Raw genomic sequence first — 13,778 nt, 5'->3', positions numbered from 1 at the left:
CCGGTTCTTCCAAACAAAAACAAGTATCTGGCAGGAGACAATCATGTCTGATTTTAATGGTCCGAGCTCAGCCACAATGGAAGGTTCGAACGAAAAACGGGGGCTTTGGTCTTCCCGTTTTGCATTTATTCTTGCGGCCACAGGTTCTGCTGTTGGTCTGGGCAACATCTGGAAGTTTCCTTACGTTACCGGCGAAAACGGCGGTGGCGCTTTTGTATTGGTTTACCTGTTGTGTATTGCCGCCATAGGCTTGCCCATCATGATGGCTGAGGTACTTATTGGTCGTCGCGGCGGCCGAAGCCCGGTAAACAGCCTCAAACAGATTGCGAAACAACAAGGGCTGAACCCTGCCTGGCGAGCCGTTGGCGCAATCGGTGTTATCGCCGGCTTTCTGATTCTGTCGTTTTATTCAGTGATTGGTGGTTGGGCCGTATCCTATGTGGGTTCTGCCGCTAGTGGGCAATTCACGGGCCAGTCTGCGGATGCCATTGGCGAACTCTTCTCCAGCCTTCTGGCAGACCCCAAAACGCTCTTGATGTGGCACACCCTGTTCATGGCCCTGGTAGTGCTTGTAGTAGCCAAGGGCGTTCGCGCAGGACTTGAGCGGGCTGTCAGCATTCTCATGCCCGCCCTCTTCCTTTTGCTGCTTGCAGTGGTTGGCTTTGCCATGACCACTGGCGAGTTCGGGCGGGCGGTAACCTTCCTGTTTCAACCAGACTTCTCCAAACTCACTACCGCCGGCGTGCTGGTCGCACTGGGGCACGCTTTCTTTACTCTGAGCCTGGGTATGGCGGTAATGATGGCTTACGGCTCTTACCTGCCAAAGAATATTTCCATCGCCAAAACATCGATTGCCGTGTGCGTGATTGATACTGGCGTGGCATTGCTCGCTGGCTTGGCTATCTTCCCGATTGTCTTTGCGAACGGCCTTGAACCGGGCGCGGGGCCGGGTTTGATCTTCCAAACTCTGCCACTGGCCTTTGGTCAGATGCCTATGGGCAGCCTGTTCGGAACATTGTTCTTTGTGCTGTTAATTTTTGCTGCATGGACGTCGGGCATCTCTCTACTGGAGCCAATTGTAGAGTGGCTGGAAGAACAAAAAGGCATGAATCGCATCAAAAGTGCATTGGGGGCAGGTTTTGTGTGCTGGGCTTTGGGCATTGCCTCGATCCTTTCCCTCAACCTGTGGTCGGGCTTTGCACCACTGGGATGGATCACCATGCTGGAAGGCAAAACCATCTTTGACCTGCTGGATTTCTTTACCGCCAACATCATGTTGCCTTTGGGCGGTTTGCTGGTTGCAGTATTTGCTGGCTGGATTATGTCCCGCAAGGCCATGGAGGAAGAACTGGCGCTCTCCAAGCCCATGTTCAATCTTTGGTACGTTACCGTGCGGTTCATTACGCCGGTAGCTGTAGGTACGGTATTTGTGTACAACCTTGTAGGGGCGTAAGCAGCGCCCGACCTATAGGTGATCGAGGGAGGCCCTCAGGGTCTCCCCGATTCTTGCATTCAGTTTCAATTCCGCCAACTCCTCGGCACGCGTACGGCCCAGATTGAGGGTAGCTATCGGCATACCTAACTCCTTTGCATACCTGCAAAAGCGAAAGCCGGAGTAAACCATCAAAGAAGACCCAATAACCAGCAACCCGTCACTGGCCTTGAGCGTGTCCTTCGCCAATTCCACCCGTTGCTTCGGTACAAAATCACCAAAAAACACAACATCCGGTTTGAGTATGCCGCTGCAGTTTGGGCAGTCTGCGAGGCGAAAACCGGTGAAATCCACGTTCAAATCAGCATCGCCATCTGGAGCAGCTTCCGCTTTGAAGCCCTGAAACGCCGGATTGAGATCTGCACAGCGCTCGTGCACTTCGTCTCGGGGGCATCTGTAACCACAACTCATACACAATACTTCATCCGCACGGCCGTGCAGATCACTCACCCCTTGTGTGCCGGCTTTTTGATGCAGACGATCTACATTCTGGGTGACCACCAGGCTGGCGTGATTACGCATCTCAAGTTCTGCGATATGGAAGTGGGAGGGGTTTGGCTTTGCGTTGCGAATGACTGGCCAGCCAATCAGGCTGCGCCCCCAGTATCGTTGGCGGGTTTCATGGTTCTCCATGAACTCCTGATGCTGAACCGGTTGCTTTCGCTTCCAAGCACCTTCGCCATCGCGGTAGTCGGGGATGCCGGAGTCTGTACTTACGCCTGCACCTGTCAGGATCATCAGCTTGGGATAACGGTGAATAAAATCTGCCAGCAACTCACCAGCCTGCGCCGGTTCATGTAAAACCGGCGGCGCATCCAACTCCGGGAGGCGCTGGTTCGAACTGAAGGGTCGAGTTCGGTAGGTTGTCACGGGCATACGCTCTCCTTACACTCGCCGGCTATTTCAGCCCGGTTTGCGGGCCACGTATACAGTGTTGAACGATTCCCTGTTCTGGAACGGGTTGTAGAAGCTCACTACATGGCAGACCACTTCGGTAAATACTTCCCGTAGCACTTCCATGAATACGGCGTCTTCCCCCTCATTAGACCACATAGCGAAGATACCACGTGGTTTAAGTTGCCGAGCCATACGGCTGATATTCTCGGTGGTGTAGAAGCTGGCGTTGGAGTCGCTCAGCAGCGCGCGAGGCGAGTGGTCGATATCCAGAAGGATGGCGTCAAACTCTTTGCCGAGCGCTTGTGGATCAAATCCGCCGCACTCGGGATCGGCAATGGCAAGATCAAAGAAGCTGCCATGAATGTAGCGGCTGCGGGCATCGGCGTTAATATCTTTGCCAAGGGGCACGTATTCTTGCTGGTGCCAGCGGATAACCGGCTCCAGGTATTCTACGATCAGCAGCTCCCCTACCCGATCGTGCCTGAGTGCGGCCACGGCGGTATAGCCTAGCCCGAGGCCTCCAACGACAACGCTCAGGTTGTCGCCTTCCGTTTCGTTCAACCCGAGGTCTGAAAGTGCGACTTCAGCGTCTACGAACATGCTGGACATGAGGAATTCTTCGCCGAGTTTTACCTCGAATATATCCCGGTCACCCAGTGCTGGGATGCGCCGGCGGCGGAGTGTGATTTCGCCGATCTCGGAGGGCTGGCTATCAATTTGTGCGAACAGTCGTCCCACTGTGGTGCCTCTTCTTTATTTAACTAAGGTCAGGCCTGCATTACATCTGCACTGTGCAAGCGCTGGTGGGGGCCTCTCTCCCAAAAAACGCTGTGGATACGTCCGTGTACGCTTGGCTCCGCCATCCATGGCTCCGCACATTTTTGGGAGAGAGGCCCCCACCAGCGCTACTGTCTACTCCCCTTTATTCTCAGATGCTTTAGCGCAATTGGCTAAAACTGTCCGCATTTTTTCTGCGCCGAGTTCGTTCATCAGTTCGATATTACGCGGTGGTATGCCATTCACATCCGGATGGTTATCAATCGCAGATTCCAGGCTGGCTTCCCGCAACAGGTGGAGCATGGGGAACGGGGAACGGTTGGTGTAGTTCTCGGCGGCATCCGGCTCGGTGTCGGCAAACTGATAATCGGGGTGGAAACTGGCGATCTGGTAGATGCCTTCCATGTCCAGATAGGTCAACAACCCGTCGGCAGCACCCAGAAACTCGTTGTAGTCCGCAAAGTTCTGCAGTACGTGAGGGTGAATCAGGAGCGTGGTTTCGATTTCCGGCTCATCGTCCAAACGCAGAAGTTCTGTTTGCAGGGCCTGGAGAAGTGAATCCTCGTTATCAGCCTCGGATACCACAAACCGAACCCGGTCCCGGACCAGTTCGCGCTTGGCAAACGGACATAGGTTGTAACCAACAACAACGTCTTCAACCCATTTCCGGGTCGCTTGAACTACCGTTCCATCGCTCACACTCAATCCCTCTAGTTGTTGATCCAACCTCTTAAGCCTAATTCGGGTCGGCTGGCAGGGCTGTCCAAAAATGTGCGGAGCCATGGATGGCGGAGCCAAGCGTACACGGACGTATCCACAGCGGTTTTTGGACAGCCCTGCCAGCCGGCCCAGCCTCTAAGCTATGTCAGATCAAAGATGCCCTTGGCTACGAAGATAATCATCATAAGTCCCACTAAAGTCCGTAATCCCCTCAGGCGTCAACTCAATAATCCGAGTGGCCAGGGAAGACACAAACTCACGGTCGTGGCTCACGAAAATCAGTGTACCCGGATAGTTCTCAAGTGCCAGGTTCAGCGCCTCGATAGACTCCATATCCAAGTGGTTAGTAGGCTCATCCAGCAGCATTACGTTCGGCTTTTGCAGAATCAGCTTGCCGAACAGCATGCGCCCCTGCTCACCACCGGAAATTACCCGCACCGACTTGCCAATATCGTCACCGGAGAACAGCATGCGGCCCAGTGTGCCACGAACCAATTGCTCACCACCGGTAGTCCACTGTGCCATCCATTCCGACAGCGTGTCATCGTCAGCAAAATCGTCCGTATGGTCCTGGGCGTAATAGCCCACTTCGGCGCTGTCCGTCCATTTCACTTCACCGCTGTCCGGCTCGTAAGCACCTGCAAGGCACTGCAACAAAGTGGTTTTACCAATACCGTTGGGACCAATTACTGCCACACGTTCACCCGCTTCTACTTGCAGGTTCAGCTTGTTGAATAACGTATTGCCATCAAAACCTTTGGTCAGATCCCGGATGGTGACCGCCTGGCGATGCAGCTTTTTGCCTTGTTCAAAACGGATAAACGGACTAACGCGGCTTGAAGGCTTTACTTCATCCAATTGGATCTTGTCGATCTGACGGGCGCGAGAAGTGGCCTGCTTTGCTTTGGATGCGTTGGCGGAGAAGCGGCTTACGAACTGCTGCAGCTCTGCAATTTGTGCTTTCTTCTTCGCGTTGTCCGAGAGCATGCGCTCGCGGGCCTGAGTGGCCGCGGTCATGTATTCATCGTAGTTGCCCGGGAATAGCCTCAACTCGCCATAGTCCAGGTCAGCCATGTGGGTGCACACGCTGTTCAGGAAGTGACGGTCGTGAGAAATGATGATCATGGTGCTGCTGCGAGCCACCAGAATGTTTTCCAGCCAGCGGATGGTGTTAATGTCCAGGTGGTTGGTGGGCTCGTCCAGCAATAATACATCTGGATCAGAGAACAGCGCCTGTGCCAACAGCACCCGCAGCTTCCAGCCAGGGGCCAGGCTGCTCATCGGCCCTTCGTGCTGTTCCAGTGGAATATCCAGGCCCAAAAGCAGTTCGCCAGCGCGGGATTCGGCGGTGTAGCCGTCCATTTCCGCGAACTGAACTTCCAGATCTGCCACCGCCATACCGTCTTCTTCGCTCATCTCGGCCAGCGAATAGATGCGGTCACGCTCTTTTTTAACGTTCCACAGTTCTTCATGGCCCATGATGACTGTGTCCATGACGGAGCAGGTCTCGTAGGCAAACTGATCCTGCCTCAGCTTACCCAGACGAACATTCGGCTCCAGCATAACCTGGCCGGCAGACGGTTCCAGGTCACCACCGAGAATCTTCATCAGAGTGGATTTACCGCAGCCGTTGGCCCCGATCAGGCCATAGCGGTTGCCGTTACCGAACTTTGCGGAAACATTTTCAAATAGGGGCTTAGCCCCGAATTGCATGGTGATATTGGCAGTAGAGATCAAGAAACAAACCTATAGAAGTAAGGGCCAGCGCAGCACCGGCTAAATAAAGCCGGCATTGTACAGGTTTGCGATGGTAACCGTGAGGCCGCAGAAACACGCATAAAAAGGGCTTGCCTAGAGCGCGGGGGAAAGGCAGCATTCCTTTTCAGAGTTACCCATTCATTTTATTTAAGGAACGTTTTCATGACACAGGCAACCGCACGCCACATTCTGGTAGACAGCGAAGCAAAATGTGAAGAACTGAAGAAAGAAATTGAAGGTGGCAAGGATTTCGCGGAAGTAGCGAAGCAGCACTCTTCTTGCCCGTCTGGCCGTAACGGCGGCGACCTGGGTTCATTCGGCCCCGGCCAGATGGTTCCAGAGTTTGATAAAGTGGTGTTCAGCGGTGAAGTCAATAAGGTTCTCGGGCCGGTCAAGACCCAGTTTGGCTACCACCTTCTGGAAGTAACCAGCCGCAGCTAAGCGCCCCGGCACTGCTTGCAAACTGGCTTCTGATTGTTTCAGAAGCCAGCCTCTTCAGCACCGCTTTCACTTTTGAGGGGCGAGGAATTTAACCATCTGATTGCCGATGGATTCAATCGGATCGGTAATAGCCTGCTGAATACTCTGGGTGACAGTTTTCGAAAATGCAGAACCCGGCCCGCTTTCCAGAAAATCGATATACAACCCCATTTCCTGAGTGCTTATTTTTTCATAAGTATGCAGATAACTGTTGTATACCTGCTGCTCAACAACGCCCCGTATGGTACTTCGCTGGCTTTCTATCTTCCGTTTAAGCTCTTCGTAGTTTGCTGAGTCAGAGCTGAATGCAGCCATGGCTGTCGTCAATCCAAGCTGTACAGCAATGGTGGTATCTACAGCACTTTCGGTGGCTCGGGCCGCCCGATCAAAGCGCTCGAACATCAGGGCACGATCCGTACCTTTGTACTTTTTGTTCAATTCCGCAGCCTTGGCTTGAATCTTTTGCCACGCGGCCGGGTCTGAAGCCGCAATCTCCGCAGCGGAGATTTTCCGGGCTACCGGTGTCTTGTACCAGCCGTCCACGGCTTCAAGCTGCTTCCCGGAGAGGTCGCGCTCCAGGTTTCTCACTATTTGTTGCTCTATATCCGCCGCACGAAAACTGTTGCTGACAACGTATCCAATGGTGTCTGCAACCATGGGAGGCAGCTGCTGACTGCGTTTCAAGCCTTCGCGAATGCCTTCGCTCATCATTGCAGGGTAGCGTTCAACAATATCGTCGATAGGCGATGCCGTCAGCACCTGCTGAGCGCTAGGCGCTGCCATGGCGGGGCCAGCCAGAACCAGGCCGGCGATTAAAAGAGGTTTAACTAGGGTACCAAGCTTCATTTAACTATCATCCTGTTTGATGGATGCTGCGTTTATGACACGCACACCCTCCCCTGAGCAAGCAATCCATGGGTTCCGGAGATGACAGTTTGGTAGGAAAGCTCTGGACGCGATCCCGTCCACGCAAAAGAAAGCGCCAGACCCGTCGTGATCGGTGGCGATCCCGCGTGAAATGGTACGGGCTTCCGGTTCTGGGCTTGATCATCGGCACATGGGCAACACTGCGTTTCAGCTTGCTCGCCCCGGAACCACCCATCAACCCGAACCATCTGTGCGAGATATTTCGGGAGCACACGATTTGGTACGACTACGCAAAAGACTCCCAGGAACGCTGGGGAACACCCATCGCTACCCAGATGGCTTTCGTGTACTACGAGTCTTCGTTCCGCAGTCATGCCCGGCCACCGAGAACCCGTTTATGGGGCTTCATTCCCTGGAGCCGTCCAACCACCGCTTACGGTTACGCCCAGGCACTGGACCCGGCCTGGGGCGAATACCTTGCTGCTAACGGCGATGGCCTATTCACCGTGCGCACGGATATGGAATACGCGCTGGATTTTGTGGGATGGTACAACCACCTCTCCCATCGCCAACTCGGCATTCCCTTTCATAGCCCGCGCCAACTTTACCTGGCATACCACGAAGGCCGCGGCGGCTACGCCCGCAAATCATTTGCCCGCAAGCCTTCTATTACAGCCTTGGCTTCACGGGTGCAGTCACGGGCTTTCCGGTACGACAATCAGCTCAAATCCTGCGAGCAGGAGTTCCAATGCTGGCGGTGGTATCAGTTCTGGCCATTCTGTGGCTGAGTGCAAACGCTCCGGTGATCAGGGTGCCGGGTTAAACTCGATTGCTGAGGCCTGAGCCCGCAGCCTGTCCACCAGAAACTCTTTTACAATTCGAATTCTCGCCATTTGCTGAGTGTCCTGGCTTACATGCACCCAAAGGTCGACACTTTCGCCTTCGAGCGGATCTGACAGGCGGCGGAGTTCTTTGGTGCCCTCCCCCAAATAGCATGGCAAAACCGCAAGGCCAGCGCCTGACCGCGCCAGCGCATGCATGGCGTGCAAGCTGTTACAGCGAATGACCGACGTGGCATGTTTCAGGTGCTTGCGGTACCACCGACCGGTTGCCAGGTGGCTGAAGGTGTCATCCGGAATAATCCAGAGGCAGTCTTCTGGCTGGTTTTCAATATCCATATTGCGGTGGCGCCGACAGTAGCTGGCAGAGCCGTATACCGCCGATTCAATGGCCGCTATGCGCTCACCCTCCAGCGTTGCCTGAGGCTTGTTCTCGGGGCGCAAAGTGAGGTCGGCTTCCCTGTGGGTAAGATTGGTAACGTCGTTATCGGTGAGCACTTCCAGCTCAATGTCGGGAAATTCACGCACCAGTTCAGCCAGAACCGACCCGAGCAACTCGCTCATCATCGTGTCTTCAGCTGCCAGCCGTACTTTGCCCACAGGCGCGGCATCCTGTCCAACCAGCTTGCGCTCAAGATTTTCCATTTCTACTGACAGTTTTTCCGCATTACGGAAAGCGGTTTCCCCCACTGGTGTCAGCTGAAGCCCATCCCGGTTGCGCTCAAAAAACTGTACGCCCAACGTCTCTTCCATCTGGTCGAGTCGGCGCAAAACGGTAGTTTGATGCACGCCCAGTAATTCTCCGGCCTTCGCGAGGGTTCCGCCTATTGCCAGAGCGTGTATATATCGAAGATAATCCCAGTCCATAGCTACTGCATATTTGCAACATGAGTACGGAGTTTAACGTATTTACGCTGCAAAAAAATACCCTTACAATTCAATGTAAATTCAGGTTAATAGTTTTTAACCGATCACAAATAGCAACTCACCAAAAGGAGGAAGTCGCTATGGCACAAAGACATATGGCAACCGTTAAACCGCTACCATCCAGCATCCTCCACAATGGTGCTGAAGTGAGAAGCCAGCACACACGTGCGGCAGCGAAGATGGCGGTCCAGTTCATGAGCCGCAAGCTGCGGTCATTCAACCGGAAGGCTGCAGAAGCAACGCCCGATATCGTTCAGATGCAAGGCGGACACTGATTCCAGTCAGGCCAACGTAAAGAGCTGCACCCTATAACGCAGCTCTGGAACAAGTAGCCAAACTGAAAACGCCGGTGGTTCTGATCTCAGAGCCACCGGCGTTTTGCATTACCCGATCATAATTCCCAAATTACTTTCTTTTTCTGCTCAAACCAGCTGTCCATTTTGCGGTTATAGGTATCTTCGATTACGTTCCGCTTGATCTTCATGGTTGGCGTGAGCATGCCGTTCTCCATGGTCCAGGGTTCTTTCACGACTACCACGAAGGATATTTTTTCGTGGGCTTCGCACCCTTGGTTTACTGCGTCCAATTCTTTCAGCAGTTCCTGCTCAAGCTCCGTACGATCCATACCCTTTGCAAGCGCTCCCCGAACGTCTTCTGACAAAAGGATCATCAGGCAAGGCTGGGGCTGGTTGGCGCCGGCCACACAAACAACTTCCACCGAAGGATGGTTAAACCGGTTCTCGATAGGAACCGGCACAACGTATTTACCTTTAGACGTTTTGAACAGGTCTTTTACACGACCTGTAATCTTCAGATAGCCACTTGCGTCGATTTCACCCATGTCACCGGTTCTGAGAAATCCATCATCAGTAACATCCTCGCGGGTTTTCTCTTCGTTTTGGTAGTAGCCCATCATCATTCCCGGGCTTTTCACCTCCAGCTCACCACCTTCGCCAATGCGGTGCTCCACACCCGGATTGGCCTCGCCGACCAATCCTATCCTGGCTCGTCCTGGCCTGCTGGCATGGGAGTATCCGAAATTTTCAGTCATGCCATAAACCTCAAGCAACTCCAGCCCAAGGTTTCGATACCACAGGATGATTTCTTCCGATAAAGGTGCGGCCCCTGTCAGTGCGGCCCGGCAATGATCCAGCCCCAGTTGTTTAAGCACTTTCTTTTTCACCACGGAACGCAGAATCGGGATGCGGAATAGCAATTTTTGTTTTTTGGGGGGCAGCTTGGCGTTCACCCCAAGGTAGAACTTCATCCACAAGCGCGGGACAGAGAAAAACAGTGTTGGCCTGGCACGCTGAAGGTCTTGCTGGAAGGTATCCAGACTCTCGGCAAAATATACCTGGAAGCCAAAATACAGAGACTGAGTCTCAACCGCTGCCCGCTCTGCCACATGTGCAAGCGGCAGATAGGACAGCATGCGGTCCTCGGATGACACTGTGAACATCTGCTGCAAACCATCTGCAACCGCCATCATGGCTCGGAAGCTTTGCATAACCCCTTTAGGGCGGCCAGTACTTCCTGAGGTATACACGATCGTGGCTAGTGCATCCTGGTCCGGTAACTTCGGAGCAGCAGGCTCATGCCTGGCAATAAGATCTCGCCACTTGGGGGTGTCCTCGCGCGGCGACATGGGCAGAGATATAACGGGGAGGTCTGAGGGAATGTGCCCTTTTATATCGTTCCAGCCATCTGCGAGGCCATCAAGCTTACCCAGAAACAACAGCTTTGCCTCAGAGTGCTCAAGAACATAGGCAGCAGCATCCCCGTTGAGCGTGGGGTATAGCGGCACAGATACATGGCCGGCGGCCCAGATAGCGAGATCCGACAGAATCCAGTGCGCGCTGTTTTTGCCCAGAACGGCGATATTGCTTCGTTCAGGGAGCTCAAGACTATTCAGGTGAGCAGCCATGCGCGACACCTGGTCGGCAGCCTGTTTCCAACTAATGTCCTCTAGTGTTCCATCTGGATAAGGCTGGGTGAGGTATGTGCTTTCAGGGCTTTTCTCTGCCCAATAATACAAACAGTGCAAAGAGGTCTGCTTGCGAGGATCCAATGCCATGAAAAACTCCTGGTTATTGTTATCGTTAACGAATTCCGGCCAATACATGAATACACATTCACTCTAATGCACTTTCATTCAGCTTCACAAATAGTAGTGTTATTTAGCGATAGCTCAATGGCATTAAACACCCCACTCAATGACCAATCCATCCCATCTTTGGTCACGCGCCAAAAAAGTTGATCATTTTTTGTATGACATCCGTCAAGATTGGTCTAGAGTGAAATTCGAAGCTTATCGAATTTAACCTCTCAGAGGAGACCGCCATGAGGCAGTCGACAACCCGCTCCGTCCTTATCTTCCCAGCCTGGGCATTTATCCTGCTTGGCTCTGCCGCGTTCCTATACAGCGCTTTTTCCGGAATGCTGGGCACCTGAGGCATCAATGCAAAAGGCTGCGAACAAACGCCTAACGCCGGAAGCGGGTTTCCAACACCACGGCTGAGTTAGTGCGCTCGACGCCCTCCAGGTTACCAATTTCGTCTAACACTGCGCTCAGCTCCTCAAGAGACTGAGCCTGCACGATCGCTATCAGATCGTACTCTCCGCTTACGGAAAATAATTGCACTACCTGGCTAATGCCCTCGAGTGCATTGTTTGTTCGCGCTGTTAACTTTTGGGCCACTTTAATAGAGACATGAGCCTCCACCTGGCTGGCAGAAAACGCCCCCCCCAGCTGAACCGCATACCCGACTATCACCCCGCTGGCCTCCAGCCGCGAGATTCGGCTTTGAACCGTTGAGCGGGACAACTGCAAAGCTCTGGCCAGATCCGTAATGCTGGCTCTGGCATTCTGGCGCAGCAGCATTAGCAGCTTTTGATCTTTGCTTTTCATCATTGTGCTAAATATCTCCGTTATTTTGATAAGATCATAACCCATTTTGAGCAAACTGCACCTGCAATCCGACAAAGCTTCAATGCATAATGTCCGGAAACAACGCCAGGTTGCAGCCCATGATTATTCGCCCAATTGCAGACAAAGATCTGGATACCCTTTATCAGATAGCCGAAGAGTCTGGCCCGGGTTTCACATCACTAATGCCCGACAGGGACGCTTTAGCACAAAAGATTGCTCACTCCATGGCAAGCTTCGAGCGCAAAGTATCCAGCCCTGGCGATGAGCACTACCTGTTTGTGCTGGAAGATGAGGCCACCGGCGACATCCTTGGCACCAGTGGTATTGAGGCAAACACCGGCCATACCCAGCCGCTCTACCATTTCCGACGAAACACTGTAACCCACCACTCGCGGGACCTTGACGTTCGCAAGAGCGTGGAAACCCTCACCCGCTGCAACCACTACACAGGTTATTCCGAGATCTGCTCTCTTTATTTGCGTCCCGAGTTTCGCCGGGCCAATGCGGGCAAACTGCTTTCCCGGGTGCGTTTTCTTTTTATGGCACTTCACCCGGAACGCTTCTCACACAAAATCATTGCCGAAATGCGCGGTGTTTCGGATGCCGCTAGCCGGTCACCCTTTTGGGACTGGCTGAGCACGCACTTTGTTGACATGGAATTTGCCCAGGCAACCCACCTGGTTGGTGCAGGTTACACAGATTTCATTGATGAACTGATGCCCTCGCATCCACTCTATACGTGCCTGATGAGCCCGGAGGCCCGAGCTGTTCTTAGCCAGGTGCATAACAACACCCGGCCAGCCCTAAAGATTCTGGAAGCAGAGGGTTTTACGCACAAAGGATTGATAGACCTGTTTGATGCGGGGCCAACGGTAGAGTGCGCCTTGGCAGAGATACTAAGCGTCAGATCCTCATCCGAGCACCGCGTTAGAGTGGATGATTACGTTGCAGGCCCCAATGCACTCTTTGGCCGCACCAACCACGAACAACACGAACCAACGCTGATCGCAAACACAGGAACAGCAAACTTTCGGGCTACCGTCACATCTGAGGTTTCCGAAGGTTCGGATGCGCTGATTATTTCACGCTCTCTGGCGAAACAGCTTTGCCTTGAAAACGGCGATCCGTCACGCATTTTGCCCCTGAACCATGCAGCATCGACGGCACGAAACAGAACCACGGCTACGGAGCTAAGCTATGCATACTGATCGCAACGTCTTGTTCGAAAATCTCTGGCAGGACTATAAAGCTGTTACACCCTCGGCCGCCAAAATCCATCGCATTCTGGGTGCAGAAGAAGGCCATGCCATCATCAACGATCATATCGCCCTGCGCACCTTCAACCTGCAGCCGGTTGGACTGGATGCTCTCGCGGCGCATTTTCTGGCGCTGGGGTACCGGGAAGGTGGTGAATACCACTTCGAAGGCAAGAAGCTTTATGCCCGGCATTATGAACACGCAGATCCCGAAGCACCGAAGGTGTTTATTTCTGAGTTACTGACAGAACAGTGCTCACCAGAGCTTCAGACTGTGGTGAAAAAGCTGGTTGGGCAAATCACAAAAGAGGAGGTTACCGCAGACAACTTTCTGTACTCAGGACGGCATTGGGATCTGGATTCCGGCACCTACCGCCAATTGCTGGAAGAGAGCGAGTATGCAGCCTGGCTCGCGGCCTGGGGTTACCGCGCGAATCATTTCACGGTGAGCGTAAACCACCTGAACAACTTCGAAACAGTGGCCGACATAAACCAGCTCTTGATCGAGAAGGGCTTTTCAGTGAACTCGGCCGGTGGCGAAGTGAAGGGTTCTGCCGAAGAGCTGCTTGAACAGTCATCCACAATGGCCGACCGTGTTCCTATTCAGTTCAGCGACCGCGAAGTGACGATTCCCAGCTGCTTCTATGAGTTCGCCTTGCGCTACCAGAAGCCCGACGGCAACCTATACAGCGGGTTTGTTGCGGCCTCTGCCGACAAGATTTTCGAGAGCACCAATGCCGGAATGTAAAGGCTCGAAAATCCACTCGTGTACCAACGGGATAGCTACGCTAAACTAACGCCTTGTTCCCGAACAATCCCACTTGTTCAATGCAACA

14 protein-coding genes are annotated in these 13,778 nt (G+C 53.4%); 6 read left to right on the top strand and 8 right to left on the bottom strand.

Features of this window, described 5'->3' with window-relative positions; genetic code table 11:
* Positions 1 to 43: 43 nt before the first annotated feature.
* Complete coding sequence (locus RG807_RS12115; RefSeq protein WP_298448589.1) at positions 44 to 1,453, top strand: sodium-dependent transporter; 1,410 nt, start codon at positions 44 to 46, stop codon at positions 1,451 to 1,453.
* Between the two features lie 12 nt (positions 1,454 to 1,465).
* On the opposite strand, the gene RG807_RS12110 is transcribed toward RG807_RS12115, so the two are convergent.
* From RG807_RS12110 to RG807_RS12095, 4 genes are all read right to left on the bottom strand, one after another.
* On the bottom strand, positions 1,466 to 2,368 hold the full coding sequence (locus RG807_RS12110) for an NAD-dependent protein deacetylase (protein WP_298448591.1): 903 nt from the start codon (positions 2,366 to 2,368) through the stop codon (positions 1,466 to 1,468).
* 27 nt (positions 2,369 to 2,395) lie between these two features.
* A complete protein-coding gene (locus tag RG807_RS12105) occupies positions 2,396 to 3,127 on the bottom strand; it encodes a polyamine aminopropyltransferase (protein ID WP_309045102.1) in 732 nt (243 codons plus the stop codon).
* Between the two features lie 174 nt (positions 3,128 to 3,301).
* On the bottom strand, positions 3,302 to 3,865 hold the full coding sequence (locus tag RG807_RS12100) for a DUF1415 domain-containing protein (RefSeq protein ID WP_298448595.1): 564 nt from the start codon (positions 3,863 to 3,865) through the stop codon (positions 3,302 to 3,304).
* A 171-nt stretch (positions 3,866 to 4,036) separates the two neighbouring features.
* Positions 4,037 to 5,623, bottom strand: a complete 1,587-nt coding sequence (locus RG807_RS12095; protein WP_298448597.1) for an ABC-F family ATPase — start codon at positions 5,621 to 5,623, stop codon at positions 4,037 to 4,039.
* A gap of 183 nt (positions 5,624 to 5,806) precedes the next feature.
* Between RG807_RS12095 and RG807_RS12090 the strand changes: the two genes are divergently transcribed.
* Entirely contained in the window at positions 5,807 to 6,085 is a 279-nt protein-coding gene (locus RG807_RS12090) for a peptidylprolyl isomerase (RefSeq protein WP_303596297.1), read from the top strand.
* A 66-nt stretch (positions 6,086 to 6,151) separates the two neighbouring features.
* Here RG807_RS12090 and RG807_RS12085 read toward each other — a convergent pair whose 3' ends face one another.
* Complete coding sequence (locus tag RG807_RS12085; RefSeq protein WP_309045101.1) at positions 6,152 to 6,970, bottom strand: DUF2059 domain-containing protein; 819 nt, start codon at positions 6,968 to 6,970, stop codon at positions 6,152 to 6,154.
* A 167-nt stretch (positions 6,971 to 7,137) separates the two neighbouring features.
* Here RG807_RS12085 and RG807_RS12080 point away from each other — a divergent pair, with 167 nt between their 5' ends.
* Positions 7,138 to 7,779, top strand: a complete 642-nt coding sequence (locus RG807_RS12080; RefSeq protein ID WP_309045100.1) for a transglycosylase SLT domain-containing protein — start codon at positions 7,138 to 7,140, stop codon at positions 7,777 to 7,779.
* 18 nt (positions 7,780 to 7,797) lie between these two features.
* Here the strand turns inward: RG807_RS12080 and RG807_RS12075 are convergent, their stop codons facing one another.
* Positions 7,798 to 8,697, bottom strand: a complete 900-nt coding sequence (locus RG807_RS12075) for a LysR family transcriptional regulator (protein ID WP_309045099.1) — start codon at positions 8,695 to 8,697, stop codon at positions 7,798 to 7,800.
* 140 nt (positions 8,698 to 8,837) lie between these two features.
* Here RG807_RS12075 and RG807_RS12070 point away from each other — a divergent pair, with 140 nt between their 5' ends.
* On the top strand, positions 8,838 to 9,032 hold the full coding sequence (locus RG807_RS12070) for a hypothetical protein (protein WP_200369013.1): 195 nt from the start codon (positions 8,838 to 8,840) through the stop codon (positions 9,030 to 9,032).
* Positions 9,033 to 9,148: 116 nt separating this feature from the next.
* On the opposite strand, the gene RG807_RS12065 is transcribed toward RG807_RS12070, so the two are convergent.
* Together RG807_RS12065 and RG807_RS12060 are read right to left on the bottom strand one after the other, a co-directional pair.
* Positions 9,149 to 10,831 (bottom strand): AMP-binding protein, encoded by a 1,683-nt coding sequence (locus RG807_RS12065; protein ID WP_309045098.1) that lies wholly within the window; start codon positions 10,829 to 10,831, stop codon positions 9,149 to 9,151.
* Between the two features lie 408 nt (positions 10,832 to 11,239).
* Positions 11,240 to 11,668, bottom strand: a complete 429-nt coding sequence (locus RG807_RS12060) for an Lrp/AsnC family transcriptional regulator (RefSeq protein ID WP_309045097.1) — start codon at positions 11,666 to 11,668, stop codon at positions 11,240 to 11,242.
* A 116-nt stretch (positions 11,669 to 11,784) separates the two neighbouring features.
* Between RG807_RS12060 and RG807_RS12055 the strand changes: the two genes are divergently transcribed.
* Together RG807_RS12055 and RG807_RS12050 are read left to right on the top strand one after the other, a co-directional pair.
* Positions 11,785 to 12,894, top strand: a complete 1,110-nt coding sequence (locus RG807_RS12055) for an arginine N-succinyltransferase (protein WP_309045096.1) — start codon at positions 11,785 to 11,787, stop codon at positions 12,892 to 12,894.
* Positions 12,884 to 13,690 carry a DUF1338 domain-containing protein gene (locus RG807_RS12050; protein ID WP_309045095.1) on the top strand — a complete coding sequence of 269 codons (807 nt, stop codon included), beginning with the start codon at positions 12,884 to 12,886 and terminating at the stop codon, positions 13,688 to 13,690. The genes RG807_RS12055 and RG807_RS12050 overlap by 11 nt, the downstream gene beginning before the upstream one ends.
* Positions 13,691 to 13,778 lie beyond the last annotated feature (88 nt).

Source organism: Marinobacter sediminicola, from assembly GCF_031157525.1.
GTDB classification, from domain to species: Bacteria; Pseudomonadota; Gammaproteobacteria; order Pseudomonadales; family Oleiphilaceae; genus Marinobacter; species Marinobacter sediminicola.
This window is presented reverse-complemented; position numbering and strand designations above follow the sequence as displayed.